The organism is Streptomyces krungchingensis (genome assembly GCF_054729265.1).
Genome location: NZ_JBPUKY010000001.1, coordinates 2,886,809 through 2,904,465, shown reverse-complemented (window position 1 = coordinate 2,904,465; position 17,657 = coordinate 2,886,809). Strand labels below are relative to the sequence as shown.

14 protein-coding genes are annotated in these 17,657 nt (G+C 72.4%); 10 read left to right on the top strand and 4 right to left on the bottom strand.

Annotated elements, in window-relative coordinates:
* Positions 1-31 precede the first annotated feature (31 nt).
* The 4 genes from ACSYGO_RS12960 (at position 32) to ACSYGO_RS12945 (ending at position 4,230) form a co-directional block, all read left to right on the top strand.
* Positions 32-1,099 carry an HAD hydrolase-like protein gene (locus ACSYGO_RS12960; protein WP_432176725.1) on the top strand — a complete coding sequence of 356 codons (1,068 nt, stop codon included), beginning with the start codon at positions 32-34 and terminating at the stop codon, positions 1,097-1,099.
* A 94-nt stretch (positions 1,100-1,193) separates the two neighbouring features.
* Positions 1,194-2,237 carry a FecCD family ABC transporter permease gene (locus ACSYGO_RS12955; RefSeq protein ID WP_426682340.1) on the top strand — a complete coding sequence of 348 codons (1,044 nt, stop codon included), beginning with the start codon at positions 1,194-1,196 and terminating at the stop codon, positions 2,235-2,237.
* A gap of 92 nt (positions 2,238-2,329) precedes the next feature.
* Entirely contained in the window at positions 2,330-3,367 is a 1,038-nt protein-coding gene (locus ACSYGO_RS12950; protein WP_460389707.1) for a FecCD family ABC transporter permease, read from the top strand.
* The gene (locus tag ACSYGO_RS12945; protein WP_426682341.1) at positions 3,364-4,230 is read left to right on the top strand and encodes an ABC transporter ATP-binding protein; all 867 of its coding nucleotides are present in this window, start codon (positions 3,364-3,366) and stop codon (positions 4,228-4,230) included. The genes ACSYGO_RS12950 and ACSYGO_RS12945 overlap by 4 nt, the downstream gene beginning before the upstream one ends.
* Positions 4,231-4,316: 86 nt before the next feature.
* Here the strand turns inward: ACSYGO_RS12945 and ACSYGO_RS12940 are convergent, their stop codons facing one another.
* Positions 4,317-4,664, bottom strand: coding sequence for an SCP2 sterol-binding domain-containing protein (locus ACSYGO_RS12940; protein WP_426682342.1), 348 nt, complete (start codon positions 4,662-4,664; stop codon positions 4,317-4,319).
* A 42-nt stretch (positions 4,665-4,706) separates the two neighbouring features.
* Between ACSYGO_RS12940 and ACSYGO_RS12935 the strand changes: the two genes are divergently transcribed.
* The 5 genes from ACSYGO_RS12935 to ACSYGO_RS12915 all read left to right on the top strand — a co-directional run bounded on the left by ACSYGO_RS12935 (position 4,707) and on the right by ACSYGO_RS12915 (position 10,340).
* Positions 4,707-5,096 carry a hypothetical protein gene (locus ACSYGO_RS12935; RefSeq protein ID WP_432188151.1) on the top strand — a complete coding sequence of 130 codons (390 nt, stop codon included), beginning with the start codon at positions 4,707-4,709 and terminating at the stop codon, positions 5,094-5,096.
* A 7-nt stretch (positions 5,097-5,103) separates the two neighbouring features.
* Positions 5,104-5,919, top strand: a complete 816-nt coding sequence (locus tag ACSYGO_RS12930) for a TlyA family RNA methyltransferase (protein ID WP_426682344.1) — start codon at positions 5,104-5,106, stop codon at positions 5,917-5,919.
* The gene (locus ACSYGO_RS12925) at positions 5,916-6,821 is read left to right on the top strand and encodes an NAD kinase (RefSeq protein WP_095933346.1); all 906 of its coding nucleotides are present in this window, start codon (positions 5,916-5,918) and stop codon (positions 6,819-6,821) included. The genes ACSYGO_RS12930 and ACSYGO_RS12925 overlap by 4 nt, the downstream gene beginning before the upstream one ends.
* Before the next feature lie 178 nt (positions 6,822-6,999).
* Positions 7,000-8,730, top strand: coding sequence for a DNA repair protein RecN (recN, locus tag ACSYGO_RS12920; protein ID WP_426682345.1), 1,731 nt, complete (start codon positions 7,000-7,002; stop codon positions 8,728-8,730).
* Between the two features lie 473 nt (positions 8,731-9,203).
* Positions 9,204-10,340 (top strand): glycosyltransferase family 4 protein, encoded by a 1,137-nt coding sequence (locus tag ACSYGO_RS12915; protein ID WP_460386721.1) that lies wholly within the window; start codon positions 9,204-9,206, stop codon positions 10,338-10,340.
* Positions 10,341-10,360: 20 nt separating this feature from the next.
* On the opposite strand, the gene ACSYGO_RS12910 is transcribed toward ACSYGO_RS12915, so the two are convergent.
* The 3 genes from ACSYGO_RS12910 to ACSYGO_RS12900 all read right to left on the bottom strand — a co-directional run bounded on the left by ACSYGO_RS12910 (position 10,361) and on the right by ACSYGO_RS12900 (position 15,405).
* Entirely contained in the window at positions 10,361-11,989 is a 1,629-nt protein-coding gene (locus tag ACSYGO_RS12910) for a PucR family transcriptional regulator (RefSeq protein ID WP_426682347.1), read from the bottom strand.
* A gap of 129 nt (positions 11,990-12,118) precedes the next feature.
* Complete coding sequence (locus ACSYGO_RS12905; RefSeq protein ID WP_460386720.1) at positions 12,119-13,507, bottom strand: FAD-binding oxidoreductase; 1,389 nt, start codon at positions 13,505-13,507, stop codon at positions 12,119-12,121.
* 89 nt (positions 13,508-13,596) lie between these two features.
* Positions 13,597-15,405, bottom strand: a complete 1,809-nt coding sequence (locus ACSYGO_RS12900; protein WP_426682371.1) for a glycoside hydrolase family 15 protein — start codon at positions 15,403-15,405, stop codon at positions 13,597-13,599.
* 513 nt (positions 15,406-15,918) lie between these two features.
* Here ACSYGO_RS12900 and ACSYGO_RS12895 point away from each other — a divergent pair.
* The gene (locus tag ACSYGO_RS12895) at positions 15,919-17,568 is read left to right on the top strand and encodes a CTP synthase (RefSeq protein ID WP_460386718.1); all 1,650 of its coding nucleotides are present in this window, start codon (positions 15,919-15,921) and stop codon (positions 17,566-17,568) included.
* Positions 17,569-17,657 lie beyond the last annotated feature (89 nt).

Here is a 17,657-nt window from a genome sequence, read left to right as displayed (position 1 = left end):
GGGAAAGTGGTCGAACGAGGAGCGATACGCAATGAGCCAGACCGTCCGGACCCGTCCCAAGGGCAGTGACCAGGCATTGAGCGAGGCGTACGACACCGCTCTGCTCGATTTGGACGGAGTGGTCTATGCGGGTGGCGGCGCGATCGCTCACGCCGTGGAATCGCTCGGTACGGCCCGCTCCGGAGGCATGCATCTCGCGTACGTCACGAACAACGCGCTCAGGACGCCGGACGCGGTGGCCGCGCATCTGACCGAGCTCGGGACGCGGACCGACGCCGCCGACGTGATCACCTCGGCGCAAGCCGTGGCACGGCTCATCAGCGAGCAGGTGCCCGCCGGTGCGCGCGTGCTGGTCATCGGCGGTGACGGCCTGCGGGTCGCGCTGCGCGAACGCGGGCTGGAGCCGGTGGAGTCCGCCGACGACGACCCGGCGGCGGTCGTCCAGGGATACGGCGGGCCGGACCTGCCCTGGGGCCGCTTCGCGGAGGCGTGCTACGCCATCGCGCGCGGTGTGCCGTGGTTCGCGTCCAACACCGATCTGACGATCCCGAGCGCGCGAGGCATCGCCCCCGGTAACGGCGCGGCGGTCGAGGTGGTCCGTATCGCCACCGGTGCCGAGCCGCAGGTGGCGGGCAAGCCGCTGCCCCCGATGCACCGCGAGACGATCCTGCGGACCGGGGCGGAGCGCCCGCTGGTGGTCGGGGACCGGCTGGACACGGACATCGAGGGCGCGTTCAACGGCGAGGTGGACTCGCTGCTCGTCCTGACCGGCGTGACGGACGGCGCACAGCTCCTCGCGGCGCCGCCGCAGCACCGGCCGACGTACGTGGACGCGGATCTGCGCGGTCTGCTCACCGGCCAGCCCGAGGTCGTCGAGGCGGGCGAGGGCTTCCGCTGCGGCGGCTGGACGGCGACGGCCCGCCGGTCGAGCGGCTCCCCGGGGCAGGCGCAGCCGGGCGACGCGGGGAGGCTGGAGCTGGAGGGCGACGGCGAGCCCATCGACGGGCTGCGGGCGCTGTGCGCCGCGGCGTGGACGGCGGCCGGCGAGGGCACCTGCGCGCTGGACGGCGGGAAGGCGCTGGCCCGACTGGGGCTCTGAGCAGCCGGCCCGGCCGGGGCTCTGAGCAGGCGTCGCCCCGACGGGTGCTGACGGGGGATCGAGACGCAATGGGAGGGTAGGCTAACCTAACCTCGTGTTGGTCGACAGTCCTCCCGAACAGCGCGCGGAGCCCGCCCCCGCGCCCCCAACCCGCCGGACGATACGTGCCTTTGGGCTCCTCGCCTCCGCCGGGATCCTGGTGCTCGTCGCCCTGGCGAGCATCGCGGTCGGTGCAAAAGCGCTGCCGCTGGACCAGGTCTGGCACGGCCTGTTCCACGACTCGGGGACGTACGCCGACGTCGTGGTGCGTGACCGGATGTCCCGTACCGTGCTCGGCCTGCTCGTCGGTGCCGCGCTGGGGCTGTCGGGTGCCGTCCTCCAGGCGCTCACCCGCAACCCCCTGGCGGACCCCGGACTGCTGGGCATCAACGCGGGCGCGTCCGCGGCGGTGGTCACCGCGATCACGTACTTCGGGGTCACGAGCCTGAGTGGCTACGTCTGGTTCGCCTTCTTCGGCGCGGCGGCCGTCGGAGCGCTGGTCTGGTTCCTCGGCGGCAGCCGCGGCGCGACCCCGGTGCGGCTCGCGCTCGCGGGCACGGCCATCAGCGCCGCGCTCTACGGCTATCTCCAGGCCGTGATGATCATGGATGACGCCGCGCTCGGCAAGATGCGCTTCTGGACGGTGGGATCGCTCGCCTCGGCCACCGATTCGACCATCAAGCAGGTGCTGCCGTTCCTGGTGGTCGGCACGGTCGTCGCGCTGGCCCTCGCCCGGCCGCTGAACGCGGTCGCGATGGGGGACGACACGGCCCGCGCGCTCGGCGCCGACCTGAACCGGACCCGTGCCCTGTCCATGGCCGCCGCCACCGTGCTGTGCGGCGCCGCGACCGCCGCCTGCGGGCCGATCGTGTTCGTCGGGCTGATGGTCCCGCACGTCGTACGGTCCTTCACCGGCCCCGACCTGCGCTGGATCCTGCCGTACGCCACCGTCCTTTCGCCCGTGCTGCTGCTCGGCGCCGACGTCGTCGGACGGCTGGTCGCCCGGCCGGCGGAGCTCCAGGTCGGCATCGTCACCGCCGTCCTGGGCGGCCCGGTCTTCATCTTTCTCGTACGGCGACGGAGGACGGCACAGCTGTGAAGAACACCGGCAACCCGGCCTGCGTGCAGAACACCGCGAACGACACCGGCACTCCGGCCCCCGCGGACGAGAGCGGCGCCGCGGCACCGGGCATCCGGGGTGTCCGCGCCGTCCGCGCACGCGGCGGCCTCTCCGTCCGGTTCGACGTCCGGGCGTTCACCGTCGTCGTCCTGCTGCTGGTGGCCGCACTCGGTGCGAGCGTGGTGCTGATCGGCACCGGCGACTTCCCGATCCCGGCCGCGGACGTGCTCAGGACGCTGTTCGGCGACGGAGACCCCGGCCAGGAGTTCATCGTCAACGACCTGCGCCTGCCGCGCGTGATCGTCGGCCTGCTCGTCGGAGCCTCCCTCGGCCTCGGCGGAGCGCTCTTCCAGTCCATCTCCCGCAACCCGCTGGGCAGCCCGGACGTGCTCGGCCTCGGCCAGGGCTCGACGGCCGGCGCCCTCATCATGATCGTGCTCTTCTCGGGGAGCGCGGACCAGGTCGCGGTCGGGGCGCTCGTCGGCGGACTCGTCACCGGCCTCGCCATCTACCTGCTCGCCTGGAAGCGGGGCGTGCACGGCTACCGGCTGGTCCTGGTCGGCATCGGCGTCTCCGCGATCGTCACCGCCGTCAACGGCTATCTGCTGACCAAGGCGGACATCGTCGACGCGGCCCGCGCGGTCGTCTGGATGACGGGTTCCCTCAACGGCCGTGACTGGGAGCAGGTGTGGCCCCTGCTCGTCCTGTGCGCGGTCCTCGTCCCGCTCGTCCTGGCCAACGCCCGCGGGCTGCGCATGATGGAGATGGGCGACGACGTCTCGAACGCGCTCGGAGTGCGCGTCGAGCGGACACGGCTGCTGCTGATGCTCGCCGCCGTGCTGCTCACCGCCGGCGCGACCGCCGCCGCCGGCCCCGTCGGCTTCGTGGCACTCACCGCGCCGCAGCTCGCGCGGCGGCTGACCCGCTCGCCCGGACCCAACCTGGTGCCGTCGATGTGCATGGGCGCGACGCTGCTGATCATCGCGGACTGGGCCTCGCAGCGGGCCTTCGGCGCGGACCAGCTGCCCGTCGGCGTGGTCACCGGCGTACTCGGCGGCGTGTACCTGCTGTGGCTCCTGGTCACCGAGCGCAAGGCGGGACGCATATGAGCACCAGCGGACCGGACATGAACAACCAGAGGAGCACTGTGAACCGCCTGTCCGCCGACGACGTCACCCTCGGCTACGACCAGCGCGTCATCGCGGAGAAGCTGTCGGTGGAGATCCCCGACAACTCCTTCACCGTCATCGTCGGCCCGAACGCCTGCGGGAAGTCGACGCTCCTGCGCGCCCTGTCGCGGATGCTGAAGCCCACCCGCGGCCGGGTGCTCCTCGACGGCCAGGTCATCCAGTCGATGCCCGCCAAGAAGGTGGCCCGCACGCTCGGGCTGCTGCCGCAGTCGTCGATCGCCCCCGACGGGATCACGGTCGGCGACCTGGTCGGCCGGGGCCGTTACCCGCACCAGGGACTGCTGCGGCAGTGGTCGGCGGAGGACGAGCGGGTGGTTCAGGAGTCCATGGCGTCGACCGGTGTCGCCGAACTCGCGGACCGCTACGTCGACGAGCTCTCCGGCGGCCAGCGCCAGCGCGTGTGGATCGCGATGGCGCTCGCCCAGCAGACCCCTCTGCTGCTCCTGGACGAGCCGACGACGTACCTCGACATCCAGCACCAGATCGACGTGCTCGACCTGTGCGCGCAGCTCCACGAGGAGCAGGGCCGCACCCTCGTCGCGGTCCTGCACGACCTCAATCACGCGGCCCGGTACGCCACCCACCTCATCGCCTTGCGCGGCGGCGAGGTCATCGCCGAGGGCGCGCCGAACGACATCGTGACGGCCGAGCTGGTCGAGCAGGTCTTCGGACTGCGCTGCCAGATCATCGACGACCCGGAGACGGGGACTCCGCTGGTGGTGCCGGCGGCCCGCAGGGCACGGCGGGCGACCGTGGCCGCCGCGGCCGCCGAAGGGGCCTGAGAGAAGGGGTTCCGGGCGCGTACGGGCCGCGACGGCCACGGACGGGACGGGCCGCGACGACCATGGGCCCGCACGCGCCGCGGCGGCTAGAGGAGGGAGCGGAGCCGGAACAGGTCCCGCAGGCCGGCTTCCAGCCGTACCCGGCCCGAACCCCAGGCCTTCGCGAAGTTCAGCTCGCCGTTCACCATCGACACCAGGTCGTCGCCGCTCATCGTGAGCCTTATCTGGGCTCGCTCGCGCGGCGCGCCGGGCAGCGTGTCCAGGACCTCGATCCGGCCGTCCTTGAGGCGGCCCACGAAGGTGATGTCGAGGTCGGTGATACGGCAGCTGAGCGAGCGGTTCAGGGCCGCCGCGCTGCGTACGTCCCCCTCGGCACCCGCCAGGTTGTCAGAGAGCTTGTCGAGTGCGGTGCGGCACTCCTCAATCGTCGCCATCGCGATCGACGTTACCGCAGCGCTTCGCGGTAGCGTCGGGGCATGAGCGAGTCAGTTCCCGAGGCCGGGGCCCCGGCGCAGCCGGCGGCCGTGGAGCCCGCGCCGCAGGTGACGGCGCCCGAGAGCGGGCCGTCCGGCGTGCCCTCCCGGACGGCCGGACCCGAGGGCGAGGAGGCGCGGGACACCGTCCCCGACGTCGAACCCGCGTACGATCCCGCCGCCCCGGCCCCGCTGGACGTCCCGCGCACCCCGACCGGCAACGCCGACGTGGACGCCCAGCTGGACCGGCTGACCGACGCCGACCACCTCGCCACGGACGGACATGTCGAGGTGTACGAGGATGTACACCGGGGGCTGCGCGACGCGCTCACCGCGCTCGACGCCCGCCCGGGACCTCCGGCGCCCCCGACGACGTATGGCACTAGGAGCTGAACCGAACGTGGCAGGAGTGGCACGCCGCCGCCTCGACGCCGAGCTGGTCCGCCGGAAGCTCGCACGCTCGCGCGAGCACGCCGGCCAGCTGATCGCCGCGGGAAGGGTCACCGTCGGCAAGACACTCGCGACCAAGCCCGCCACTCAGGTGGAGACGGCGGCCGCGATCGTGGTCACCCAGGACGACAGCGACCCCGACTACGTCTCGCGCGGCGGGCACAAGCTCGCCGGCGCCCTGGAGGCGTTCGTACCGCAGGGGCTGAAGGTCGGGGGACGGCGGGCGCTGGACGCCGGCGCGTCCACCGGAGGCTTCACCGACGTCCTGCTGCGCGCGGGCGCCGCCCATGTCGTCGCCGTGGACGTGGGATACGGACAACTCGCCTGGTCGCTGCAGAGCGATGAACGCGTCACCGTCAAGGACCGTACGAACGTACGCGAGTTGACGTTGGAGGCGATCGATGGGGAGCCCGTGGACCTTGTTGTCGGGGATCTGTCCTTCATCCCGCTCGGACTGGTGCTGCCCGCCCTGGTGCGGTGCGCGGCGCCGGACGCCGACCTGGTGATGATGGTCAAGCCGCAGTTCGAGGTGGGGAAGGAACGGCTGGGGAGCGGCGGTGTCGTCCGCAGCCCCGAGCTGCGCGCCGAGGCCGTGCGCGGGGTGGCCGGACGAGCCCGGGAGCTGGGGCTCGGAGTGAAGGGTGTGACCGCCAGCCCACTGCCCGGACCCTCGGGCAATGTCGAGTACTTTCTGTGGCTGCGTGCCGGGGCACCCGAACTCGACCCGGCCGACGTTGACCGTGCAGTGGCGGAGGGGCCGCGTTGACACAGACCCGAGCTCGTACTGTTTTCCTGCTGGCCCACACGGGGAGGCCGGCGGCCATCCGCAGCGCCGAGCTGGTCGTCCAGGGGCTGCTGCGCTCCGGAATCGGCGTACGGGTCCTGGAGGCGGAGGCGGCCGACCTGCCGCTGCCCGACGAGGTGGAGCTGATCGGGGAGGCGACGCCGCAGTGTCTCGACGGCTGCGAGCTGCTCATCGTCCTCGGGGGTGACGGCACGCTGCTGCGCGGCGCGGAGTTCGCCCGGGCCTCCGGAGTGCCCATGCTCGGGGTCAACCTCGGCCGCGTCGGCTTCCTCGCGGAGGCCGAGCGGGACGACCTCGACAAGGTCGTCGACCGTGTCGTCACCAAGGCGTACGAGGTCGAGGAGCGCATGACCGTCGACGTCGTCGTGCACCGCAACGGCGACATCGTGCACACGGACTGGGCGCTCAACGAGGCCGCCGTGCAGAAGGTGTCCGCCGAGAAGCTCCTCGAAGTCGTCCTGGAGATCGACGGGCGGCCCGTGACCGGCTTCGGCTGCGACGGCATCGTCTGCGCGACCCCGACCGGCTCCACGGCCTACGCCTTCTCCGCGGGCGGGCCCGTCGTGTGGCCGGAGGTGGAGGCGCTGCTCATGGTGCCCATCAGCGCGCACGCGCTGTTCGCCAAGCCCCTCGTCACCTCGCCGGACTCCGTGCTGGCCGTGGAGGTGCTGCCGCACGTCCCGCCGGGTGTCCTGTGGTGCGACGGCCGGCGGACCGTGGAGCTGCCGCCCGGGGCCCGTGTGGAGGTCCGGCGGGGCGCCGTGCCGGTACGGCTCGCACGGCTGCACCACGCGTCCTTCACCGACCGGCTCGTGGCGAAGTTCGCGCTGCCGGTCTCGGGGTGGCGCGGAGCCCCGCACTAGGCGCGCGGAGGGCCTGCCTGACGCGTGCGGCAGGCCCTCCGTCCGTGCGACGGGCCGCTCGGAAACCCACTCCCGCGGGTGACAAGGGCGTCTTTGCGGTCCCTTGTCACCTGCGTCTTCGCTCCGGCGGGGCGGGGCCCGTCGCACACACGGGCTCCGACCTCGTAAGGTCGTGTCCGTGTTGGAGGAGATGCGGATACGGTCGCTCGGAGTCATCGACGACGCCGTCGTCGAGCTGTCGCCCGGCTTCACCGCCGTGACCGGTGAGACCGGTGCGGGCAAGACGATGGTGGTCACCAGCCTCGGGCTGCTGCTGGGCGGGCGCGCGGACCCTGCCCTCGTACGGATCGGCGCGAAGAACGCGGTCGTGGAGGGGCGGATCGCCGTACCCGCCGGCGGGACCGCCCTCGTACGGGCCGAGGAGGCCGGGGCGGAGCTCGACGACGGAGCCCTGCTCATCAGCCGTACCGTTTCCGCGGAGGGACGTTCACGGGCGCACCTCGGCGGACGCTCGGTACCGGTGGGCGTCCTCGCGGAGCTCGCCGACGAGCTCGTGGCCGTGCACGGCCAGACCGACCAGCAGGGGCTGCTCAAGCTGTCCCGGCAGCGGCAGGCGCTCGACCGGTACGCCGGGGACGCCGTCGCGGTGCCGCTCGCCAAGTACGCGGGCGCCTACCGGCGGCTGCGGGCCGTCTCGGTGGAACTGGAAGAGATCACCACGCGAGCGCGCGAGCGGGCCCAGGAGGCCGACATGCTCCGCTTCGGACTCGACGAGATCGCGGGTGTCGAGCCGCGGGCCGGCGAGGACGTCGAGCTGGCCGCCGAGGCCGAGCGGCTCGGCCACGCCGAGGCGCTGGCCTCGGCCGCCACCGCCGCGCACGCCGCGCTGGCGGGCAATCCCGAGGACCCCGAGGGAATCGACGCCACCACGCTCGTCGCGGGCGCCCACCGGGCGCTGGAGGCCGTGCGGTCCCACGACTCCGCGCTCGCCGCCCTCTCCGGGCGCATCGGCGAGATCGGGATCCTGCTCGGCGACGTCGCGGGCGAACTGGCCGGATACGCCGACGACCTCGACGCCGACCCGCTGCGGCTCGCCGCGGTCGAGGAGCGCCGCGCCGCGCTCACCCAGCTGACCCGGAAGTACGGCGAGGACATCGCCGCCGTACTCGCCTGGGCCGAACAGGGCGCCGCGCGGCTCACCGAACTCGACGGCGACGACGAGCGGATCGACGAACTGACCGCCGAACGGGACGCGTTGCGCACCGAACTGGGCGGACTCGCACAGGCCTTGACCGACGCCCGTACGGAGGCGGCCGCACGGTTCGCCGCCGCCGTCACCGCCGAACTGGCCTCGCTCGCCATGCCGCACGCGCGCGTGTCCTTCGACATCCGGCAGACGGACGACCCGGACGGAGTGGAGCTCGGCGGGCGCACCGTCGCGTACGGGCCCGCGGGCGTCGACGAGGTCGAGCTGCTGCTCGCCCCCCACCCCGGTGCGCCACCGAGGCCCATCGCCAAGGGTGCGTCGGGCGGTGAGCTCTCGCGCGTCATGCTCGCCGTCGAGGTGGTCTTCGCGGGCACGGACCCGGTCCCGACCTATCTGTTCGACGAGGTCGACGCCGGCGTCGGCGGCAAGGCCGCCGTGGAGATCGGGCGACGGCTCGCCAAGCTCGCCAGGACCGCCCAGGTCGTGGTCGTGACGCACTTGCCGCAGGTCGCGGCGTTCGCCGACCGGCAGCTGCTCGTCGAGAAGACCAACGACGGGTCGGTCACCCGGTCCGGGGTGAAGGTCCTGGAGGGCGAGGAGCGGATCCGTGAACTGTCCCGGATGCTCGCCGGTCAGGAGGACTCGGAGACGGCGCGGGCCCACGCGGAGGAGCTGCTCGCGACGGCACGCGCCGACGGCTGAGGGCTTCGTCCGGATCGGCCCGGGTCCGCGACGCCCGGCACGGCACCTCGCCGTGCCGCAGCCCGCGGGCGTACGCCGTCGGACCTTTCGCCGCCGCGGGTCTCCCCGCGGCGGGCCCGCCCGCCCGTGCCGCCGTCGGTTCGGCCGGGCCGTACGCGGGACTTCGGGCGCGTTGGGGGGTGCGGCGGCGTGAACATGTTGTCGCGCGCCTCACGGAGGGGTCGGCGCACCCCGCCAACCCCTCCCACATGCAGGGGACTTCTCACCCGTGTGAGTGATCGGCCTCGGCGAGTCGCCCCGTCCGCCGCGCCCCGTACCGGCGACGGTCCCGGAACACCCGTACGGCCTGGCATCCTTGGCGGAGTACGCGACGTCCGCGAAGCACGCGGAGCACGCTGTGCGTCACACTCCCGCACGAACCTTCTGTACGTTTCTTCGTGTCCGTCCGACGCCGAACCAGGAGCCCCGGCCGCGTGACCCACGTGAGCAGCCACCCGCCGCACGGCCCGTCCGCCCTGCGCACCGTGCAGGTGCTCGGCGGCGGGAGCGCGGGCAGCAGCGCGCACGTGCGGTCGCTCGCCGCGGGCCTGGTGGCCCGAGGGGTGCGCGTCACGGTGTGCGCTCCCGCCGAGGCCGACCAGGCGTACGGCTTCACGCACGTGGGCGCTCAGCACGTGCCCGTGCCGCGCAGCGGCGACCCCGCCTCCGTGGCCGCGCTGCGGGCGGCGTGCGCGGACGCCGACCTGGTCCACGCGCACGGACTGCACGCCGCGCTGCGGGCGACGCTGGCCCTCAGCGGACTGCGTGTACCGCTCGTCGTCACCTGGCACACGCGCGCGCACGCCGAGGGAGCCCGGGCCCATCTGCTGCGGCTGCTGGAGCGGAGGGTCGCCCGGGCGGCCGCAGTGGTGCTGGGCACCTCCTCCGATCTGGTGGACCGGGCGCGCAGAAGGGGCGCGCGCGACGCACGGCTCGCCGCCGTCGCCCTGCCCGCACCCCGCACCTCAGCGGAGCCGCAGGACCCCGACCTCTCGCCGCTCAAGGTGCGGGCCGAACTCGGCGCCACCGAACGCCCGTTGCTCATGGCCGTCGGCTCGCTCGACCGGCATCGCGGCTACGACGTCCTGCTGGACGCGGCACGCTCCTGGCGGCGCCTCGATCCCGTGCCGCTCCTCGTCATCGCCGGCGAGGGACCGCTGCGGACGGTGCTCCAGCGGCGGATCGAGGACGAAGAACTGCCCGCCCGCCTGATCGGACGGCGTGGTGACGTCGCGGACCTCCTGTCGGCCGCCGATCTCGCACTGCTGCCCAGCAGTTGGGAGGCGCGCTCGGTGCTCGCGCAGGAGGCCCTGCACGCGGGCGTACCGCTCGTCGCCACCGCGGTCGGCGGCATCCCCGAACTCGTGGGCGACGCCGCCGAACTCGTCCCGTACGGCGACGCGGACGCGCTCGCCGACGCCGTGGTGCGCCTGCTCGGCGACCCCGCACACCGCCAACTCATGAAGGAACGAGGCACCCGGCAGGCCGCCGGCTGGCCGACCGAGGACGAGACGGTGGCCCAAGTGCTCAGCGTCTACGACGAATTGACGCAGGCTCAGCCTCTCGCCTGAGTCCCCGCGCCCAGGCCCTGCTACGGGACGTGGCGGCGGGCCCGCAGCGCCAGGCTCAACGCCATGACCGTCTGCGGGTCGTCCAGGTCCGTGCCGAGCAACTCGCCGATCCTGGCGAGGCGGTTGTAGAGGGTCTGCCGGTTCAGATGCAGCTCGCGGGCGGTCTCCGCCTTGCGGCCCGCGTGCGCCAAGTAGGTCTCCAGAGTGGGCAGCAGAGGCGGCTTGGAGCGATTGTCGTGGTCGCGCAGCGGGCCGATCGCGCGGTCCACGAAGGCCGCCAGGTCCGGATGGTCGCGCAGCCGCCACAGCAGCAGGTCGATGTCCAGACGGCGCGCGTCGTACCAGGGGCGGTCCGACAGGCCCTGCGCCGCCGTCGCCGTCTCCGCGGCGTGCCGCAGACCGGCCGAGGCGGCGGCCCAGCCGCCCGCGACGCCGACGACCACCACCGGCGGCTGTGCACCGGGCCGTTGCATGCCCGCGCGTTCCACACCGGCCCGCAGCGCCGCGGCGACCCGGTCCGCCACCGCCGGACGCTCGGACTCCGAGCGCAGGCCCACGAGCAGCGGCACGCGGCCCTCGACGGGGCGCACGCCGAGCAGCAGGGGGACTCCGACCGAGGCCAGCTCCTCGGCGACCGCGCGCGCCAGGACCGCCCAACCGCCGCCGGGGGAGGGGCCGTCGGCGAGACGCATCACGACCGGAAGGAGCGGTCCGGCACCGGGCTTGAAGCCGAGCACCCTGGCCTGCGCGGGCGCGTCCTCGGCCGCGATACGGCCCTCGGCGAGATCGGTGAGGAAGTCGCCGCGCCCGCGCGCCGCGAGCTCCTCCTCCTGGCGGGCCTGCATCAGTACGACGGCCAGGATGCCGGCGGCCCGCTCCGCCGCGATCCGGTGCACCGGAGCGACGGGGTTGCTGACCGGCAGCAGGACGAGACGTGCCCGCACCGAGCCCGAGCCGGGGCCGCCCCCGGGCACGTCCACGAGAGTCGTACCGGCGGGCGGCTCCTCCTTGTGCTGGCCGCGCAGACCCTCCCACACCTGGAGCGGGTCGGCGCCGGCGGACCTCGCCCCGGCGGCGTAGAGCAGCTGTCCGTCCGCCGTCTCCAGGAACACCGGGTCGCCGCTGAAGTCCGCCAGGATGTCCAGGACTTGGGGCACACCGCCGCCGCCGAGGAGCGCCTCCGTGCAGCGCCGGTGCACCTCCTCGGCCTGCTGGAGCAGCGCGTAGTGACCGTTGACGATCTCGGTGTGCACCTCCTCCGTGACCGTCACGAACGGCACTTCGCGGTGCAGCTGCACCAGCGGGAGACCGGCGGCCCGTGCCGTGTCGACGAGTGCGGAGGGCAGCCGGGTGAAGCGTGGCCCCAGCTCCACGACGAGCGCGGCGATACCGCGCTCGGCGAGGGTGCGGACGAAGGCGCGCTGGTCCGCGGGGCGGGTGCCGAGCCCGTATCCCGTCGTCAGGAGCAGCTCGCCGCCCTTGAGCAGCGAGGCGATGTTCGGGACCTCGCCCGCGTGCACCCAGCGCACGGTGCGCTGCAGGCGGTCGGCTCCGGCGAGGATCTCCGGCAGCCCGCTGCGCAGTCCGGGCAGCTCGAGGGCCCGCTGCACGGTGATTCCGGCGCCCTGGGTGTCGTAACGGCTGTCCATACGGCGGACGCTACCCGTGGATGCGTTCCGGGGGCATCTTCCGGGGTTCCGGGAAAGCTCCCGGGACCGGCCTCGGCAGGCGCCGCGGGACCGGTCGGAGAGTGCCGGGCCCGGTGCCGGCCGCCGCGCTCACTCCGGCACGGGCCTGATGTTGTGGTTGAAACGGAAGACGTTGTCGGGGTCCCACGAGGCCTTCACCGCGGCCAGACGTCTGAGGTTCTCGGCGCCCAGACCGGCCACGATCCGGTCCGCGCCCTCGTCGCCGATGAAGTTGAGGTAGACGGCGCCGGTGCTCCAGCGCCGTACGCTCTCCCGCACCTCCCTGACCCAGTCGATGCACCGTTCGTCGTCGGCGGGGTCCTCCCAGACGCCGAAGGGATGCACCACCCAGGGCGCGTCCCGGTACGGCACCGGGTAGTCGGCGGGCCCGGTGGTGATCGCGCCGCCCTGCGGGAACAGCACGTGCTGGGTTCCCGTGGGCACGGGCACCCTCTCGCCGAGGGAGTGGAAGACGTCGAGCATGGCGTCGGGGGCCGCCGCCATGTACTCCGCGGACCAGTAGTTGCGCATGTCGGGAGGGTCGTCGAACATCGTCTGGAACTCCGCGTACGGCATGGCCGTCACGATCTCCGCCTCGTGCGGCAGCGCCAGCAGCGGCTGGGCGACCTTGCGCAGATCCTCCTCGCCGCCCGTGTAGGTCACCACGGCGGCGAGCAGCCGCGTGCCCACCAGGTGGGCGGGGATGAAGTCCTCCGGGGGACCGGTCAGGTAGAGGATGCCGCCGCCGGCCTCCTGCGGGCCGGTCGTGATGAGCTCGCGGTAGGTGCGCAGCACGTCGGGCCCGTGCTCGGGGAGGAAGATCACCAGGGCGAAGGAGAACTCGGGCAGCTCGTGCAGGTGCAGGGTGATCGCGGTGGCGACACCGAAGTTCCCGCCGCCGCCGTGCAGCGCCCAGAACAGTTCCGGGTTCTCTTCGTGGCTCGCGCGGACGGCCGTACCGTCCGCGGTGACGAGCTCGACGCCGAGCAGATTGTCGATGGCGAGGCCGAACGCCCGGTCCAGCCAGCCGGTGCCGCCGCCCAGCACGAAGCCGCCGACACCGGTCGTGGAGGCGCGGCCCCCGGTGGTCGCCATGTGGTGGGGCTGGGTGGCGGTGTCCATGTGCCTCATCGTGGCGCCGCCCTGGATGCGTACGCTCGCCGATCCGGGGTGCACCGTGACCTCGTGCATCCGCCGCAGGTCGATCACCAGGGCGGCGTCGCCGAGGGCCATCCCCGCCACGCTGTGCCCGCCGCCGCGGACCGCGACCGCCAGGTCCAGGTCCCGTGCGAAGCGGACCGAGCGGATCACATCGGCCTCGTTCTCGCACTGGGCGATCACGGCGGGCCGCCGGTCGATCATCGCGTTGAAGACGACCCGGGCTTCGTCGTAGCCCAGGTCGTCCGGGGCGAGGACCTCGCCGCTCAGATCCGTGCGGAGCGCGGCGAGCGCCGCGCCCGCCTTCGAAAGGGGAGCCATCGCAGCCGCCCCCTTTCCGGCAGGGGACAGGACTGCTTCAAGCCTAGGCGGGCACGGCGGATCCCTCCTGTTCGGCGGGGTGCGCCGGGTCAGCCGCCGTACGCTCCCGAAGCCGTCAGACGCAGTGCCGTGTCGATCAGGGGGACGTGGCTGAACGCCTGCGGGAAGTTCCCCACCTGGCGCTGCAGGTTCGGGTCCCACTCCTCGGCGAGCAGCCCGAGGTCGTTGCGCAGGGCCAGCAGGCGCTCGAACAGCTTGCGGGCCTCGTCGACCCGGCCGATCATCGCGAGGTCGTCGGCCATCCAGAACGAGCAGGCGAGGAAGGCTCCCTCGTCGCCCTCCAGACCGTCCACGCCCGCGTCCTCACCGGCGGTCGGGTAGCGCAGGATGAACCCGTCCGCGGTGGACAGCTCGCGCTGGATCGCCTCGATCGTGCCGATCACCCGCTTGTCGTCCGGCGGCAGGAAGCCCATCTGCGGAATCAGCAGCAGCGAGGCGTCCAGTTCCTTGGAGCCGTACGACTGCGTGAACGTGTTGCGCTCCTTGTCGTAGCCCTTCTCGCACACGTCCCGGTGGATGTCGTCGCGCAGTTCGCGCCACTTCTCCAGCGGACCGTCCGCGTCACCGGACTCGATGAGCTTGATGGTGCGGTCGACGGCGACCCAGGCCATCACCTTGGAGTGCACGAAGTGCCGGCGCGGACCCCGCACCTCCCAGATGCCCTCGTCGGGCTGGTCCCAGTGGTCCTCCAGGTAGCGGATCAGCTTCAACTGGAGCAGCGAGGCGTAGTCGTTGCGGGACAGGCCCGTCATGTGGGCCAGGTGCAGGGCCTCGGTGACCTCGCCGTACACGTCGAGCTGGAGCTGGTGCGCGGCGCCGTTGCCCACGCGGACCGGCATCGAGTTCTCGTACCCGGGGAGCCAGTCGAGCTCCGCCTCACCCAACTCCCGCTCGCCCGCGATGCCGTACATGATCTGCAGGTTCTCCGGGTCGCCCGCGACGGCGCGCAGCAGCCATTCGCGCCAGGCGCGCGCCTCCTCGCGGTAGCCGGTGCGCAGCAGCGAGGAGAGGGTGATCGCCGCGTCGCGCAGCCACGTGTACCGGTAGTCCCAGTTGCGTACGCCGCCGATCTCCTCCGGGAGCGAGGTCGTCGGGGCGGCGACGATTCCGCCCGTCGGCGCGTACGTCAGGGCCTTCAGCGTGATCAGCGAGCGGACCACGGCCTCGCGGTAGGGCCCGTGGTACGTGCACTGCTCGACCCAGTCGCGCCAGAACTCCTCGGTGGCCACCAGGGACTGCTCCGGCTCGGGCAGCGCGGGCGGCTCCTTGTGCGAGGGCTCCCACGAGATGGTGAACGCGATCCGGTCGCCCGGCGCCACGGTGAAGTCGGCGTACGTGGTCAGCGCCTTGCCGTAGGTCTCGCAGGCCGTGTCGAACCACACGGAGTCGGGTCCTGCGACGGCGACGGTGCGTCCCTCGTGCTTGTGCACCCAGGGGACCACTCGCCCGTACGAGAAACGCATCCGCAGCGCGGAACGCATCGGCACCCGGCCGGTGACGCCCTCGACGATCCGGATCAGCTGCGGCGCGCCGTCACGCGGGGGCATGAAATCGGTCACCCGGACCGTGCCCCGCGGGGTGTCCCACTCGGATTCGAGGATCAGCGAGTCGCCGCGGTACCTGCGCCGTGCCGCCGTCGGCGGTTCGGCGTCGGACGCGTGCGCCGGGCCGAGCCGCCAGAACCCGTGTTCCTCCGTGCCGAGCAGCCCCGCGAAGATGGCATGCGAGTCGAAGCGGGGCAGGCACAGCCAGTCGACTGTGCCGTCCCGGCAGACCAGCGCGGCTGTCTGCATGTCTCCGATGAGTGCGTAGTCCTCGATGCGCCCGGCCACGTGCATCTCCAGTCGAACGGCCACGTCGCCCCCCGTCAGGGGCGGTCGCTCTTGCGGTCAGGGGAACGTATGTAACGGTCAGAGGGAACGTTTGCAATGCGAAGCGTCTGTTGTTGCGGAACGTCGGTGTTGCGCCGCTGCGGAACGTCAATTGTCGGTGCGATTGTCGTTGCGAAACGAACTGACGAGCTCTCTTTGTTCCGGGATACGGGCGGGGATGGTGCCGTGTGCCGGCCGGGCTCGGCAGCGAGTGTCCGAGCAGGATACGACGCACCTGGAAGATCCGCGTGCCGCTCACGGCAACCCGGGTGGGCCGATCGAGTGAGGGCTGTGCGGGCTCTGTGCCCAGGTGTGCGCGGAGCGTGGCCGGAAGCGGTCCTGTTCTGTCGCTGATACCCTGGTAGCCCGTGGACCGGTGGGCAAGAAACCCCCGAACCGCAGCGACGGCACCTCCGGAAATCTCCGGACCCCACGCCGGCACGCACCCCAGACCGCGACCACGGGAGCCCCCCTTTGGCCATGCCGCCCAAATCCACGACGACCAAGCACATCTTCGTCACCGGGGGTGTCGCCTCCTCCCTCGGCAAGGGCCTCACCGCCTCCAGCCTGGGCGCGCTGCTCAAGGCGCGGGGCCTTCGGGTCACCATGCAGAAGCTCGACCCGTACCTGAACGTCGACCCCGGCACCATGAACCCGTTCCAGCACGGCGAGGTGTTCGTCACCAACGACGGCGCCGAGACCGACCTGGACATCGGTCACTACGAGCGCTTCCTCGACGTGGACCTGGACGGCTCGGCCAACGTCACCACCGGTCAGGTGTACTCGACGGTGATCGCCAAGGAGCGACGCGGCGAGTACTTGGGCGACACCGTGCAGGTCATCCCGCACATCACCAACGAGATCAAGCACCGCATCCGGCGCATGGCGACCGACGACGTCGACGTCGTCATCACCGAGGTCGGCGGCACGGTCGGCGACATCGAGTCCCTGCCGTTCCTGGAGACGGTCCGCCAGGTCCGTCACGAGGTCGGCCGCGACAACGTCTTCGTCGTGCACATCTCGCTCCTTCCCTACATCGGCCCGTCCGGGGAGCTGAAGACGAAGCCGACGCAGCACTCGGTTGCGGCGCTGCGCAACATCGGTATCCAGCCGGACGCGATCGTGCTGCGCGCCGACCGCGAGGTGCCCACCGCGATCAAGCGCAAGATCTCGCTGATGTGCGACGTCGACGAGGCGGCCGTGGTCGCGGCCATCGACGCCAAGTCGATCTACGACATCCCGAAGGTCCTGCACACCGAGGGCCTGGACGCGTACGTCGTGCGCAAGCTGGACCTGCCCTTCCGCGACGTGGACTGGACGACCTGGGACGACCTGCTCGACCGCGTCCACAGCCCGCTCCACGAGATCAACCTGGCCCTGGTCGGCAAGTACATCGACCTGCCCGACGCCTACCTCTCGGTCACCGAGGCGCTGCGCGCCGGCGGCTTCGCCAACAAGGCCCGCGTGAAGATCAAGTGGGTCACCTCCGACGACTGCAAGACCCCGGCGGGCGCCGCGAAGCAGCTCGGCGACGTCGACGCGATCTGCATCCCCGGCGGCTTCGGCGACCGCGGTGTCTCCGGCAAGGTGGGCGCCATCCAGTACGCCCGCGAGAACAAGATCCCGCTGCTGGGCCTCTGCCTCGGCCTCCAGTGCATCGTGATCGAGGCCGCGCGCAACCTGGCCGACATCCCGGACGCCAACTCCACCGAGTTCGACTCCGGCACCGCGCACCCGGTCATCTCCACCATGGCCGAGCAGCTCGACATCGTCGCCGGCGAGGGCGACATGGGCGGCACCATGCGCCTGGGCATGTATCCGGCCAAGCTCGCCGAGGGGTCCATCGTGCGCGAGGTGTACGACGGCAAGGAGTACGTCGAGGAGCGCCACCGTCACCGCTACGAGGTGAACAACTCCTACCGCGCCGAGCTGGAGAAGAAGGCCGGTCTGCAGTTCTCCGGCACCTCCCCGGACGGCAAGCTGGTCGAGTACGTCGAGTACCCGCGCGACGTCCACCCGTACCTGGTCGCCACCCAGGCCCACCCCGAGCTGCGCTCCCGCCCGACCCGCCCGCACCCGCTGTTCGCGGGGCTGGTCAAGGCGGCCGTGGCACGCAAGACGGGCAAGTAACACAAGGGTTGTACGGTGGCCGGGGTGCGCGTCTTGCGAGGTGTGCGCCCCGGTGCCGTCACAGGACCGGATCTTTCGCACGTGTGGGA